This window comes from Rhizobium sp. 768_B6_N1_8 (genome assembly GCF_051811225.1).
Taxonomy (GTDB): Bacteria; Pseudomonadota; Alphaproteobacteria; order Rhizobiales; family Rhizobiaceae; genus Rhizobium.
Map to the genome: position 1 here is coordinate 4493239 of NZ_JBPWPV010000001.1, position 13247 is coordinate 4506485.

Genomic DNA, 13247 nt, shown 5'->3' on the forward strand with positions numbered 1-13247 from the left:
GATGCCCCGCTACATCCTGGTTACGGGTGGCGCCGGCTTCATCGGCAGCCACATCTGCAAGGCGCTTGCGCGTGCCGGCATGGTTCCGGTCACCTATGATAATCTTTCCACCGGACATATCGACAGCGTCCGGTGGGGGCCGCTGATCCAGGCGGATATCGCCGATGGCGCAAGGTTGCGGCATGTCATGGCCGAGTACTCGCCGGATTGTGTCATCCATTGCGGTGCCAACGCCTATGTCGGTGAATCCGTCGAAAAGCCGAGCATCTATTATCGCAACAATGTCATCGGCAGCTTGTCGCTGCTGGACGCCTGTCTCGATTGCGGCATCGATAGGATCGTCTTCTCCAGCAGCTGCGCGACCTACGGCATTCCCGAGATGCTGCCGATCTGCGAGAAGACGCCGCAACAGCCGGTCAATCCTTATGGCAGGACCAAGCTGATCTTCGAAATGGCACTGGAGGATTATGCGGCCGCCTATGGTATCCGCTTCGCCGCGCTCCGTTACTTCAATGCGGCCGGCGCCGATCCGGAAGGCCAGCTTGCCGAGCGGCACTATCCCGAAACCCATCTGATCCCGCGCGCTCTTCTCGCCGCAAGCGGCCGGATCGAGAGCCTCGATATTTTCGGTACCGACTATTCGACGGAAGACGGCACCTGCGTCAGGGATTACATCCATGTCAGCGATCTTGCCCAGGCGCATCTTGCCGCCGTTCGCCATCTTCTGGTTGGCGGCAATTCCCTGAGCCTCAATCTGGGCTCCGGCCGTGGCACGTCGGTCGGCGAGATCCTTAATGCCGTCAAACGAAAGACCGGTCACAGGGTGCCGATCCGCTGTCAGCCCCGCCGTGCGGGTGATCCGCCTGCGCTTTTCGCCGATACGAAAAGGGCTCGCCTTGAGCTGGACTTCATGCCGGCGCTTTCCGATATCGATACGATCATCCGCACGGCCGGCCCGACTTTCGGACTGGAAGTGATCGCATGAGCACCAGTGTCGAAATCGACCGCGTACATCAGTCTTCTGCCGCCAAACCCGAGATGTTCGAGCCCGTCTTTACCGGCTGGAATCGAGCCGCCTATGGTCTTGGCATCGCCTGCTGGCTGGCAGCACTCGCTTACTTCTGGCTCTGGTGGGCTGAGCCCACTCACGTCGTTTCATGGCCGGCATTCCTGCTCGTCACCGTCATCCTCGCCTGGGTCACCCTGATACCGGCCTATTTCATCCTGATTTTTCTGGATGCAAGGCAGGTCAGCTCATCCGCCGACCTGCCGAAGGGCCGCGTCGCCATGGTGGTCACCAAGGCGCCGTCCGAACCTTTCGACGTCGTGCGCAAGACGCTTCTTGCGATGCTCGATCAGAAGGGTGTCGAGTTCGATGTATGGCTCGCCGATGAAGATCCGTCCGATGAGGCCAAGAGATGGTGCGGGCAGCATGGCGTCTTGATCTCAACCCGCAAGGGCGTCAGCGAATATCACCGTCCCGTCTGGCCGCGCCGCACGCGCTGCAAGGAAGGCAATCTCGCCTATTTCTATGATCACTTCGGCTATGAGCGCTATGATTTCGTCGCCCAGTTCGATGCCGATCATGTGCCGACGCCGACTTATCTTCGCGAGGTCCTGCGCCCCTTCTCCGATCCCGAAGTCGGCTATGTCTCGGCACCCAGCATCTGCGATGCCAATGCTGCCGAAAGCTGGGCCGCCCGCGGCAGGCTCTATGCCGAAGCGAGCCTGCATGGTTCGCTGCAGGCGGGATACAATAATGGCTGGGCGCCGCTCTGCATCGGCTCGCACTATGCCGTTCGCACAGCGGCCTTGAGGAAGATCGGCGGGCTCGGTCCCGAGCTCGCGGAAGATCATTCGACCACGCTGATGATGAATGCCGGCGGCTGGCGCGGGGTCCATGCGGTCAATGCCATCGCCCATGGCGACGGGCCGGCGACCTTTGCCGATCTGGTGGTACAGGAGTTCCAGTGGTCGCGCAGCCTGGTCACCATCCTCTTGCAGCATTCTCGCCGGCATGTCGCCCGGCTGCCGCTGAAGTTGAAGTTCCAGTTCCTGTTTTCGCAGCTCTGGTATCCGCTGTTTTCGACTTTCATGGCGGTGATGTTCCTGCTGCCGGTCGCAGCCCTGCTCACCGGCCATGTCTTCGTCAACGTCACCTATCCGGCATTCCTGCTGCATTCTCTGCCGCTTTCGATCGTGCTGACGGTATTCGCCATCTTCTGGCGCGCGTCAGGCACATTCAGGCCATACGATGCAAGGCTCTTCGGCTGGGAAGGGGTAGTCTTCATCCTGCTGCGCTGGCCTTGGTCGCTTGCCGGCACCCTCGCTGCCGCACGCGATCACGTGACCGGTTCTTTCGTGGATTTCCGCATCACTCCGAAGGGTGATCAGGGGCAGCGCAAACTGCCGGCGCGGATAATGGCACCGTACATCGCACTATTGGGCATTTGTGCTGCGGCCATGGTTTTTGCTGCCGATGGCGATGGTGCGCGTGGCTTCCAGATCTTCGCGGCGATCAACTTGTTGATTTATGTATCGCTCATAATCCTGGTTGTCGTCCGTCACACCGCGGAGAACGGTCAGTCCCTTTTGCCGCAAGTATACGGCCTGCGGTTTGCCGCCGCCGCCGGTCTCGTCGCCTGCCTGGTCGGCGGGGTGCAACTCGGCAACCACGGGCTAGCTGCCATGGAGGCGCTTTCGCACGGCCAGCCCTTCGTCACCTTTACCCAGTCGCAATTTGCTGTGGCGGGTGCAGGGCTCGGCGGCGGCAAGACCAGGATCGTGAAATTCCGTCTCAAATGGCACGGCTTTGCCGAAGCCGGCCGTGAACGAAGGGATGTTGGGGAGAGCAGAAATGCGTGAGGAGGATAAAATGAGAATGACAATACGATCGACGGGAGGAGCGCTGGCTCTGTGCCTCTGCCTCATCCTCCCGACGGGTGCACTCGCAGCAGAAAAGACGAAAGCACCGATACCGACGCCACTGAATGCCGGCGAACTCTACGTGATCTACGCCGACAAGACCTGGACCTGGGATACGGGTGGCGGCCGTTTCATTGGCGAGGGCAGGCATTTCGTCGCCTGGGTCGACAATGGCGGCAAACAATCTTTCGCAGAGGGCCGCTGGGTCGTCGATGATCTCGGTCAGATGTGCATGCGCGCAACCTGGACCAATAATGAGGGGGCGGCACGTGCCAGTACCTGCTTCGGCCACCGCAGGATCGGCAACACGATCTATCAGCGGCGTCAGCCGAGCGGGGACTGGTACGTGTTCCGGCATGCTTCCACGAAAGCCGACGATGAGTTCCGGAAGCTGGTCCCGCCAGACACGGTGAGCCTGAAAGCCAAAGAGCTGAAACAGGTTCTCGCAACCAATAAATAGCCGAAGGGGAGGAAAAGACTATGAAAACCCTGGCGAAGAGAATCTCGACGGCAACAATCGCGATGCTTCTGCTCGGCGTTGCCGACCTGTCGCACCGAAGCGAGGCGCAGAACACCACCGCCGTCATGAATGCGGGTGCCCAGACGATCACCGACAAGACGATCACCGACAAGCGGCCCGCAATTCATGCCGATGGCATCAAGTTTGGTGCCTACGACCCGCATGGCGATTTCGGCGCACAGCAGAGCGTGACGACAGAGCACCTCTTTCTTCCATGGGAAGACGTCGATCTCGAAACGCTGCGTGTGGCGGATGCCTATGCGCTGGCGAGAGGCCGCAACCTGCTGATCACGGTGGAACCCTGGTCGTGGGATGTGGACTGGCGGCTGACGTCAGATGAACTTCGCTGGAAGCTGTTTCACGGCGACTACGATGCGAATATGCGGGCAATTGCCAGGATGATCGCCCAGTTGAAAAGCCCTGTCATCGTCCGCTGGGGACAGGAAATGGAAGACGACTCCGGCCGCTTTTCGTGGTCCGGCTGGAATCCTCCTGAATATATAACCGCCTACAGGCGCATGATGGATATCGTGCGGCAGGAGGCGCCCGGCACGAAACTCATGTGGTCGCCGAAGGGAAAGCCCGGCCTTAATGCCTACTACCCCGGCGACACCTATGTCGATTTCGTAGGCCTGTCCGTTTTCGGCTTGGAACCCTACGATAAAATCGCTCACAACGGCCCGCGAACCTTCACCGAGGCATTGAAGCCAGGTTACGACCTTGTCGCCCAATACGGCAAACCCATCTGGGTGGCCGAACTCGGCTATGAGGGGAGCGATGCCTACATCAAGCCGTGGATGGAGACTGCGACGATGAAGCAGAGCGATTTTCCCGAGCTTCAGGAGGTCGTTTACTTCAATGACCGCGACGTGCACGCCTGGCCGTTCACTCTCGGGCGGCCCGACTGGCGGGTCATTGACGACGCCAGCAACTGAGCCGATATCGCCAATGAGAAAGGCCCGCTGGTGGCGGGCTTTTGCCTGTTCAGACCGAGTATGATTAACCCTTGAGGGTGCCCTTGCCGATTTCGACAAGCTTGGTTGCGGCATCGGCTACCGAGATGCGCTCGAAGGCGAGCTCGTCGCAGGTCGGACGAAGAACACGCTGGTCGAATTCGGTTGCGCCCATCGGTACCGGCCGCGGATATTCGCCGACCTGATCCTTGAGCAGATTGACGTACTTGACTGTTTCCTGCTCCGTCGGGTTGAGCTGTGGCAGGATAGCTTCGCGAACCGCCGGCGACATCGGCACGCCACGTTCCACACCGAGAATCTTGCCCGCTTCCGGATCGTTGACGAAGAAACTGATGAACTTTGCGGCGGCTTCGCCCTGCTTGGTCGTGGCACCCACGCTCCAGATCAGTGCCGGGCGATAATAATGGCCTGACGGGCCGCCCTTCTTCTCGCGCGGCAGCATGGTGATGCCGAGCTTGTTCTTGATGATGAGCTGGTAGCCGACCATCTGGTTGGAGTAGGCCATGCCGATCACTGATTTGCCAAGGCCGAGGCAGTTGGTGTCGATGGTGTTCTGGTCCAGCGTCTGAACGTCGGCGGCGACGGTGCCGCCTGCCTTGCGCAGCTTTTCCCAGTAGTCGAACCATTCCTTGGCATCGTCGACCGTGAAACCGAGGCCGACGCTCTCCTTGGCGAAGACGCTCTTGCCGCGCTGGCGCAGCCAGGCGTCGAAGACATAATTGTAGCGCGCCGCATAGGGGCCGCCACCCTTGCCGGAGGCTTTGCCGAGTTCCACGGCGAGCTTGGCATACTCATCCCAGGTGAGATCGGGCGTCGGTAGCGGAATACCCGCCTTTTCGAATTCGACGGTGTCGAAGAACATCGCGAAGGAATTGAGGCCGAGGCCAACACCATAGAGCTTGCCGTCAACCGTGGTCAGTTTCAGCATGTCTGCGCCGAAGTTGTCGACCTTGAGCGTCGAAGGCACGAATTCATCGAGCGGCAGGCAGGCACCGCGCTTGGAATAGTCGGAGATTGTACCCGGCTCGAGCTGGAAGACGTCGGCGATCGCGCGGCCCGCCATTTGCGTGGCCAGCTTCGTCCAGTAGCCGTCGCCCGAAAGCGACTCGCCGACAATAGTGACACCCGGTGTCTTCGACTGATAGAGCTTGGCAACATCCAGCGTGCGCTTGGCGCGGTCGTTGGAACCCCACCACATGGCGCGAAGCGAAGCGTCCTCGGCAAATGCGGGGATCGAGCTGCCGGCGCCAAAGGCAAGGCCGGCCGCGGCACCCGCGGTTCCCATCAAGAATGAACGGCGATTGACCTGCATTGATTTCCTCCTGTGTCCGATGCCCGGTGCCATCCTCCAATGGTCTTTCCAGGCGTTCCGAAGGTTAGAGTACGCAAAAAATTTCTCTTTGCAAGAATTTATGATTCTCTTGCAAATTTGCATAATTTGCATAATCTTTGCCATATGAATGAGATCAAAATGAACGAGACCAAGATCAAAAGGCCGCGCCAGGCCGATATTGCCAATCTGGCTGGCGTTTCCGTTTCCACGGTCTCACGGGTGCTCGCCAACGAGCCCGGTATCAGCGAAAGCGTGCGGCGGCACATTTTGAAGGTCGCTGCCGAACATGGCTATCCGGTGAAGACTGTTTCGGAAAGCGTTCCGGGCGGGCTTGCCCTGATTGCCAGCGACGGAGCAACCGGTGGCCTCAGCGTATTCTACGAATCGATCGTTGAGGGCCTTCGCGCCGGTGCCGCTGATGCCGGCATGCCTTTCGAAGTGCTGCTCGTGCGAGAAGACCGCACGACGCCTGATGTCGTCGGCGAGTATATGCAGACGGCGCAAGCCGAAGGGCTTTTCCTCGTCGGCATCGATCCAAGCGATACGTTGCGGGCCTGGCTGGAAGAGACGGGAACACCGACCGTCCTCGTCAACGGTACGGATCCGCGCCTGCGCCTCGATGGCGTCTCCCCCTCCAATTTCTTCGGCGCCTACGAGGCGACCAGCCGGCTCACGAAAGCCGGTCATCGACGTATCCTGCATCTCACCGGCTCGCATCGCCACACGATCCGCGAACGTGTGCGAGGCTTCGAGGCGGCGATTGCCGCGGTTCCCGGTGCCGAAGGCCGGCTCGTTCCGCTCACCTTCCAGGGCAGCGCCAGCCGCGAGGCGCATGAGCGCACGGTCGCGATGCTCGCGGAAGATCCCGGATATACGGCGGCCTTCTGCATGAATGATTTCATTGCCGTCGGCGTGCTCGAAGCCGTCACCGAAGCAGGCCTTCGCGTTCCCGAGGATTTCGCGATCGTCGGCTTCGATGACCTGCCCTGCGCCGTCATGACCAATCCCAGGCTTTCCACCATGCGCGTCGACCGCGCGGCGCTTGGCCGCGAGGCCGTCTCCCTTCTGATTTCCCGCTACCGCGACAGGACCGCTCCCGCCCGCCATATCTGCCAGGCGGTCGTTCCCGTTGCCGGAGGCACTGTTCCTGATACCGACAAGCTGTGAGTGATGCCGATGACCTATGATCCCGCCAGCGCCAATCCGCTTGCAGGCAATCCGCTGAATACCCGCGCCGACATGATCCGCGCTGTCAACGATCTCTTCAATCCGCTGCTGCCCTTCTTCTCTGACGGCAATGCCCGTGTTCGCCTCGATGGCGCCGGCGCTCATTTCGACCGGGCCGCTGCTGATCTTGAAGGCTTCGCCCGTCCGCTCTGGGGTCTTGCACCGCTCGGCGCCGGCAAGAATGATTTCGCACATTGGCACCGCTTTGCCGAAGGTCTTGCGAATGGCTGTGATCCGACCCATCCCGAATATTGGGGCACGGTCAATGCACGCGACCAGCGCATGGTGGAGCTCGCCGCCCTCGGTTTTGCCCTGGCGCTGGTGCCCGAAAAGATCTGGGAGCCGCTCGACAAGCGTGCTCGTGACAATATCGTCGGCTATTTCAAGCATGTCCGGCAGTTCGACTATGCCGACAACAACTGGAAATTCTTCCGGATCTTCGTCGATATCGCTCTCGACCGACTCGGCGCCGATTTCGACCGCAGCCTGACCAAGCAATATCTTGAGGAACTCGAAGGCTTCTACATTGGCGACGGCTGGTACCGTGACGGCAATATCCGCCGCATCGACCACTACATTCCCTTCGCAATGCATTTCTACGGCTTGATATATTCCAAGCTGGTCGATGACGACTATGCCAAACGTTACCGCGAGCGTGCCGTCCTCTTCGCCAAGGATTTCCGCCATTGGTTTGCGCCCGATGGCGCGACAATCCCCTTCGGCCGCAGCCTCACCTATCGTTTCGCCTGTGCCGGTTTCTGGTCGGCGCTCGCCTTCGCCGATCTGGAGGCGTTGCCTTGGGGCGAGGTCAAGCATCTCTGCCTCGAGCATCTGCGCTGGTGGCGGGACAAGCCGATCGCCAGCCACGATGGCGTTCTCTCCATTGGCTTCGGCTACCCGAACCTCTTGATGTCGGAGAGTTATAATTCTGCCGGCTCACCCTACTGGGCCTTCAAGGCCTTCCTACCGCTCGCCATTGCCGAGGATCATCCCTTCTGGACCGCAGAGGAAAAGGCGCCTGAGCAAACCCCCGAGGTCGTTCCGCAGCGTCATCCGGGCATGGTGGTCATGCGTGCCGGCAATGATGTCGTGGCGCTCTCGTCTGGTCAGGAAAATCTGCAGATGCGCTTCGGCACGGAGAAATATGCAAAATTCGCCTATTCCGCCCGCTACGGTTTCAGCGTCGAGGCTGACGAGCGAGCCTTCGCACTTGGCGCCTTCGATTCCGCACTCGCCTTCAGCGATGACGGCCTGCATTACCGCGTCCGCGAAACCAATGAAGAAGCGAAGATCGCCGGCAACATCCTTTACTCCAGATGGTCAGCCTTCAAGGACGTGAAGGTCGAAACCTGGCTCGTACCATCGGCCCCGTGGCATATCCGCGTCCACCGCATCACAACACCACGCCCGCTGCAGACCGCGGAAGGCGGCTTCGCGATTGCCAAACGCGATCTCGATGCGGACACGCTTTCAGCGGCTGAAGGCTCGGCTCATGCGATCGGCGAGGTGGATTTCACCGGCATCGTCGACCTCGGTTCTTCGATCAAGCGAAACGGCCTTGCTCAGAAGGCGCTGCCGAATACCAACTTGATCGTTTCCAAGACGCTCGTGCCCCAGCTCCGCGGTGAGATTCCGGCCGGCGAAACAGTTCTGGTCGCGGCTGTACTCGCGTTGAACGATCCGGCTGCCGTATCGGGGGCATGGACCGCGCCGCCGAAAGCACCCGATATCGCTGTGCTCCGGAAGCTGGTCAGCGAGAAGGGCGTGACCGTCAGCGCCATCGAAGCGCCAGGACATATGCCATGAGCCGTGCTGCCATCGTCCTCGCCATGCAGCCTTCCCGCACGGAGCATGTGTTGCCCGAGGCGGTCCTTCACCGGCTGGATGGCATCGGGCGCCTGCTCGATGCCGAACCGCTTCAGCACTTCGACGACGAGCGGGCGAAGCGACTGCTCTCCGAGGCGGAAATCCTAATTACAGGCTGGGGTGCACCCTATGTTGGTCGCGAGGTTCTGGCGCTTGCGCCGAAATTGAAGCTCGTCGTTCATGCGGCGGGAACGGTGAAGGGCCTCGTCGATCCCGGCATTTTCGAGGCCGGCGTCGTCGTCAGTCATGCGGCCGAGGCCAATGCCGTGCCGGTCGCCGAATTCACGCTCGCCGCAATCATCTTTGCCGGCAAACATGTCTTCCGTTTCCGCGACCTCTATGTCGGCGACCGCCATCGTGATAGCACCCATCCGATGCAGCGTGAGGCCATCGGCAATTATCGCCGCACGGTTGGCATCATCGGTGCGTCACGCATCGGTCGCCGTGTCATCGATCTGCTGAAGCCCTTCGATTACAAGGTACTGCTCTTCGATCCGACCATCGATGCCGGTCAGGCGCGCGGAATGGGCGTGTACAAGGTGGAGCTCGACGATCTCATGCGTCATTCGGATATCGTCTCCCTCCACGCGCCATCACTGCCGTCCACCTACCATATGATCGATGCCGCAAAACTGGCGCTGATGAAGGATGGCGCGACGCTGATCAATACCGCGCGCGGCGCGCTGATCGATGAGGACGCTTTGCTTGTCGTGTTAAAGACCGGCCGTATCGACGCCATTATCGATGTGACCGATCCCGAAATACCGGGATCGGAATCGGCGTTTTACGACCTGCCCAACGTCTTCCTTACACCGCATATCGCCGGTGCCGTCGGCCTCGAGCGCACTCGCCTCGGTGAAATGGCCGCGGATGAGGCCGAACGCTTCACCAAGGGCGAGCCTCTGCTTTACCGGCTCACCCTCGAAAACCTGGAAAATACCGCCTGAGGCGTCTTACGACGCCTTCAGCGAGTTCGGCGAACCGTCATTGGCAAGCTCCGGCATCAGGTCGGAGATATTGACGACCTTGCCGGTGCGCGAGCTCGTCAGCGCCGCAATGCCGCAGAGCACGGACATGGCGCCGGCGCGGGTGCCGGCCCGCTGCGCGAGCTTGTCCTGCATGTCGGGCTTGAAGATCATGTTGCGCATCCGGTCGTCACCGCCGTAATGGCCGCCGGAAAAATGCGGCACCGTGATGCGCTCGACGGCCTCCTTGCTATGCGGGAAGCTGCGGATCAGCAGGACCGTATCTTCCTTCGGCTCTTCCCACGGCTGTGCTTCATACTGGCGGATTTCGATACGGCCCTTGGTGCCGTTGAAGGCGAGGTGATGGCCCTCGATCGGCTGGAACGTGTTCAGTGAATAGGAGACATGGACATTGTTTCGGTAGCGGATCGAAGTGACCATCGTATCGGGAATGTCGATGTCTTCGCGGAAGACACAACCGTCGCGGAAATAACCGTCGATCTTCGAGGGATCCTCATAGAGCGAATCGAGGAAGGGATCCTTTTCGAGGTCGAGGTAATAATCGCATTCCTGCGTGTGCGGACAGAGCTTGCAGCGCGGGCCGCGGAAAGGCCCTTTGCGGCCGTAATTCTGCAGGTCGGCAAAAGAGGTCACGGCGTCAGGATCGCTGTCGAGATACCAGTTCAGAAGGTCGAAATGATGCGTCGCCTTGTGAACGAAGAGGCTGCCGGAATTTTCGGTATAGGCATGCCAGCGGCGGAAATAGTCGGCGCCATGCTTTGTGTTGAGATACCAGTGGAAGTCGACTGAGGTGACGCGGCCGATCTCGCCGGAATTCAAGAGCTCCTTGATCTTCGCTGCCGTCGGCGCATAGCGATAGTTGAAGGAGACGTCGACCCGGCGGCCGGTGCGCTTTTCGGCGTCCAGAATCCGGCGAATCTTCTCGACCGAGGTGGTCATCGGCTTTTCGGTGATGACGTCGATGCCGGATTCCAACGCCCGCACCACGATATCGTCATGCGTATGGTCGGGCGTACAGACGATAACGAGATCCGGCTTCTGCTCTATGAGCATCGAATCGATGTTTTCATAGAGCGGTGCATTGCTGCCGATCATGGTGCGGGCGCGCTCGCCGCGCAGAGAATTCTTCTCGACGATCGCAGTTAGGTCGACATGCTCGCGCCAGCCGGCCAAGAGTTCCTTGCCCCACATCGTGGTGCCGCGGTTACCGGTGCCGATCAGGGCAAAACGGCGTTTCTCCATCGAATGATTCCTCCTTCATACGTGATGAAACGATTGGACTTTAGAGCAATTCCAGCAAAAGTGTGCAGCGGTTTTGCGTCCGGAATTGCGTGAAAACAAAGAGATAGGGCATGTCCGTGTTTCGAAGAAAAACGGACATGCTCCAGAATCAGACTTGGCAGCAGCTCCTGAAGCGCTCGACGCAGGTGGCGATCACCTCGTCGGCCGGACGCTTCCACCAGTTCTCAGCCGAGAAGATTTCGACCTCCTGCGCGCCCAAGAAGCCGGCGGCTTCCACCATCCGTCTTATGCCTTTGAGATCGATGACGCCATCGCCCATCATGCCGCGGTCAAGCAGCATGTCCTTGGTCGGCACCAGCCAGTCGCAGATGTGATGGGCAAAGATGCGCTTCATCCGTCCGGCGCGGGCGATCTGGTTGGCCAGATCGGGATCCCACCAGACGTGATAAACATCGACGGCGACGCCGACATCCTCGCCGAGTTGCTCGCACATATCGAGCGCCTGGCCGAGCGTGTTTACACAAGCCCGGTCGGCCGCATACATCGGATGCAATGGCTCGATCGCGAGCTTCACGCCCGAGGCCTGCGCATGCGGTAGCACGGCGGCAATGCCGTCGAACACCATCTGGCGGGCCGCGACGATATCCTTCGAACTATCAGGCAAACCGCCGACGACGAGCACGAGGCAATCGGCCGAAAAGGCTGCCGCCTCGTCGATGGCGCGTCTGTTGTCGTCGAGGTTCTTCTGCCACTCGGCTTCGTTCGCTGCCGGAAAGAAGCCGCCGCGGCAAAGCCCGGTCAGCTTGATGCCGTTCGACTTGACGATGCGCACTGCCTCGTCGAGGCCGGCCTTGGCGACCTGATCGCGCCAGGGCGCGATCGAGGTGATGCCGTGTTTCAGGCAGATATCGACGGCTTCGGCAAAGCCACATTGCTCGCGGATTGTCGCAAGGTTGATCGAAAGTCCTTCGACCTGCATGTCATTCCCCTCCCATTGCCATGCTGACGTTCAGTGAACGCCGTGGACGGCAAGCACCCGCTTCATGCGATCAGTTGCAAGGTCCGGATCGGCCAGAACCCGGGCCTTGTCGGCCAGGCGGAAAAGCTCCGCCAGATGCGTGAGCGAGCGCGTGCTCTGCTGGCCGCCGATCATTGTGAAATGATCCTGCACGCCGTTGAGATAGGCGAGGAAGACGACGCCGGTCTTGTAAAAGCGGGTCGGCGCTTTGAAGATGTGGCGCGACAGCGGAACTGTCGGCTCGAGCAGATCGAAGAATTCGTGGTTGCTCTTACGGCCAAGCGCGTCGAGTGCGGCCGAAGCCGCAGGCGCGATGGCGTCAAAGATGCCGAGCAGCGCATCCGAATGGCCCTGCTCGTCGCCGGCAATCAGTTCGGCGTAGTTGAAATCATCGCCAGTGTACATGCGCACGCTCTTCGGCAGCTGCCGGCGCATCGTGACTTCCTTCTCCTTGGAAAGAAGCGAGATCTTGATACCGTCGACCTTGGCGGCATTGGCTTCGATCACCTGCAGGCAGGTTTCCATCGCCTTCAGATGGTCGCCATTGCCCCAATATCCCTGAAGCGCCGGGTCGAACATTTCGCCGAGCCAATGGATGATGACAGGTTCTTTTACCTGGCGAAGAATGCGGTCATAGACCCTGACATAGTCATCCGGCCCCTTGGCGGCGGCGGCCAGTGCCCGGCTTGCCATCAGGATGATGCGACCGCCGGCAGCTTCCACCGTTTCGATCTGCTCTTCATAAGCCCTAATGATCGTATCGATGGTCACGTCGGGGCCGGGCGTCAGATGGTCGGTGCCGGCGCCGCAGGCAATCAGCGCGTCCTTGCGTCCGGCTGCTTCGCCAAGCGCGCGGCGGACCAGCTCGCGGGCTTCCGGCCAGCCGAGGCCCATGCCGCGCTGTGCAGTATCCATCGCCTCGGCCACGCCGAGGCCGAGGTCCCAAAGCCGATGGCGGAAGGCAAGCGTCCGTTCCCAGTCGATCGCCGGTGTCAGCCACGGATCATTGTCGGCGAGCGGATCGGCCACCACATGGGCGGCGGCAAAGGCGATACGCGGGAAGCTCTTGGCGTCCCGCTTCTTGAGTTCGATCGGCGTGCCGGTCAGTGTATAAGGAGCGATCTTGCCGTCGAGGGGAAGATTGATCGTCGTCACG

At 60.5% G+C, this 13247-nt stretch carries 10 protein-coding genes and 1 pseudogene; 7 read left to right on the plus strand and 4 right to left on the minus strand.

Annotated features, from left to right (window positions below; all coding sequences use genetic code 11):
* Position 1: 1 nt before the first annotated feature.
* From galE to AB8B33_RS22750, 4 genes and pseudogenes are all read left to right on the plus strand, one after another.
* Positions 2-985, plus strand: coding sequence for a UDP-glucose 4-epimerase GalE (gene galE, locus AB8B33_RS22735; RefSeq protein WP_439016964.1), 984 nt, complete (start codon positions 2-4; stop codon positions 983-985).
* Positions 982-2865, plus strand: coding sequence for a glycosyltransferase family 2 protein (locus tag AB8B33_RS22740; protein WP_439016965.1), 1884 nt, complete (start codon positions 982-984; stop codon positions 2863-2865). Before galE ends, AB8B33_RS22740 begins: the two co-directional genes overlap by 4 nt.
* 10 nt (positions 2866-2875) lie before the next feature.
* Positions 2876-3398 (plus strand): annotated as a pseudogene (locus tag AB8B33_RS22745) (DUF995 domain-containing protein); the annotation flags it as partial.
* A 7-nt stretch (positions 3399-3405) separates the two neighbouring features.
* A complete protein-coding gene (locus tag AB8B33_RS22750) occupies positions 3406-4380 on the plus strand; it encodes a glycoside hydrolase family 26 protein (protein WP_439016966.1) in 975 nt (324 codons plus the stop codon).
* Between the two features lie 64 nt (positions 4381-4444).
* Here AB8B33_RS22750 and AB8B33_RS22755 read toward each other — a convergent pair whose 3' ends face one another.
* Positions 4445-5731 carry an ABC transporter substrate-binding protein gene (locus AB8B33_RS22755; RefSeq protein WP_439016967.1) on the minus strand — a complete coding sequence of 429 codons (1287 nt, stop codon included), beginning with the start codon at positions 5729-5731 and terminating at the stop codon, positions 4445-4447.
* Positions 5732-5890: 159 nt separating this feature from the next.
* Here AB8B33_RS22755 and AB8B33_RS22760 point away from each other — a divergent pair, with 159 nt between their 5' ends.
* The 3 genes from AB8B33_RS22760 to AB8B33_RS22770 are packed head-to-tail and all read left to right on the plus strand — an operon-like array spanning position 5891 to position 9792.
* A complete protein-coding gene (locus tag AB8B33_RS22760) occupies positions 5891-6919 on the plus strand; it encodes a LacI family DNA-binding transcriptional regulator (RefSeq protein ID WP_439016968.1) in 1029 nt (342 codons plus the stop codon).
* Between the two features lie 9 nt (positions 6920-6928).
* A complete protein-coding gene (locus tag AB8B33_RS22765; protein WP_439016969.1) occupies positions 6929-8785 on the plus strand; it encodes a DUF2264 domain-containing protein in 1857 nt (618 codons plus the stop codon).
* On the plus strand, positions 8782-9792 hold the full coding sequence (locus tag AB8B33_RS22770; RefSeq protein WP_439016970.1) for a hydroxyacid dehydrogenase: 1011 nt from the start codon (positions 8782-8784) through the stop codon (positions 9790-9792). Before AB8B33_RS22765 ends, AB8B33_RS22770 begins: the two co-directional genes overlap by 4 nt.
* Before the next feature lie 6 nt (positions 9793-9798).
* Here the strand turns inward: AB8B33_RS22770 and AB8B33_RS22775 are convergent, their stop codons facing one another.
* The 3 genes from AB8B33_RS22775 to AB8B33_RS22785 form a co-directional block, all read right to left on the minus strand.
* Entirely contained in the window at positions 9799-11073 is a 1275-nt protein-coding gene (locus AB8B33_RS22775; protein WP_439016971.1) for a Gfo/Idh/MocA family protein, read from the minus strand.
* A gap of 148 nt (positions 11074-11221) precedes the next feature.
* Complete coding sequence (locus tag AB8B33_RS22780) at positions 11222-12052, minus strand: sugar phosphate isomerase/epimerase family protein (RefSeq protein ID WP_439016972.1); 831 nt, start codon at positions 12050-12052, stop codon at positions 11222-11224.
* Positions 12053-12082: 30 nt separating this feature from the next.
* On the minus strand, positions 12083-13246 hold the full coding sequence (locus tag AB8B33_RS22785) for a dihydrodipicolinate synthase family protein (RefSeq protein WP_439016973.1): 1164 nt from the start codon (positions 13244-13246) through the stop codon (positions 12083-12085).
* Between the last annotated feature and the right edge of the window lies 1 nt (position 13247).

Coding starts and splice junctions, on each gene's coding strand:
- galE (WP_439016964.1), top strand. CDS start 2: ATGCCCCGCTACATCCTGGTTACGGGTGGCGCCGGCTTCATCGGCAGC.
- AB8B33_RS22740 (WP_439016965.1), top strand. CDS start 982: ATGAGCACCAGTGTCGAAATCGACCGCGTACATCAGTCTTCTGCCGCC.
- AB8B33_RS22750 (WP_439016966.1), top strand. CDS start 3,406: ATGAAAACCCTGGCGAAGAGAATCTCGACGGCAACAATCGCGATGCTT.
- AB8B33_RS22755 (WP_439016967.1), bottom strand. CDS start 5,731: ATGCAGGTCAATCGCCGTTCATTCTTGATGGGAACCGCGGGTGCCGCG.
- AB8B33_RS22760 (WP_439016968.1), top strand. CDS start 5,891: ATGAACGAGACCAAGATCAAAAGGCCGCGCCAGGCCGATATTGCCAAT.
- AB8B33_RS22765 (WP_439016969.1), top strand. CDS start 6,929: ATGACCTATGATCCCGCCAGCGCCAATCCGCTTGCAGGCAATCCGCTG.
- AB8B33_RS22770 (WP_439016970.1), top strand. CDS start 8,782: ATGAGCCGTGCTGCCATCGTCCTCGCCATGCAGCCTTCCCGCACGGAG.
- AB8B33_RS22775 (WP_439016971.1), bottom strand. CDS start 11,073: ATGGAGAAACGCCGTTTTGCCCTGATCGGCACCGGTAACCGCGGCACC.
- AB8B33_RS22780 (WP_439016972.1), bottom strand. CDS start 12,052: ATGCAGGTCGAAGGACTTTCGATCAACCTTGCGACAATCCGCGAGCAA.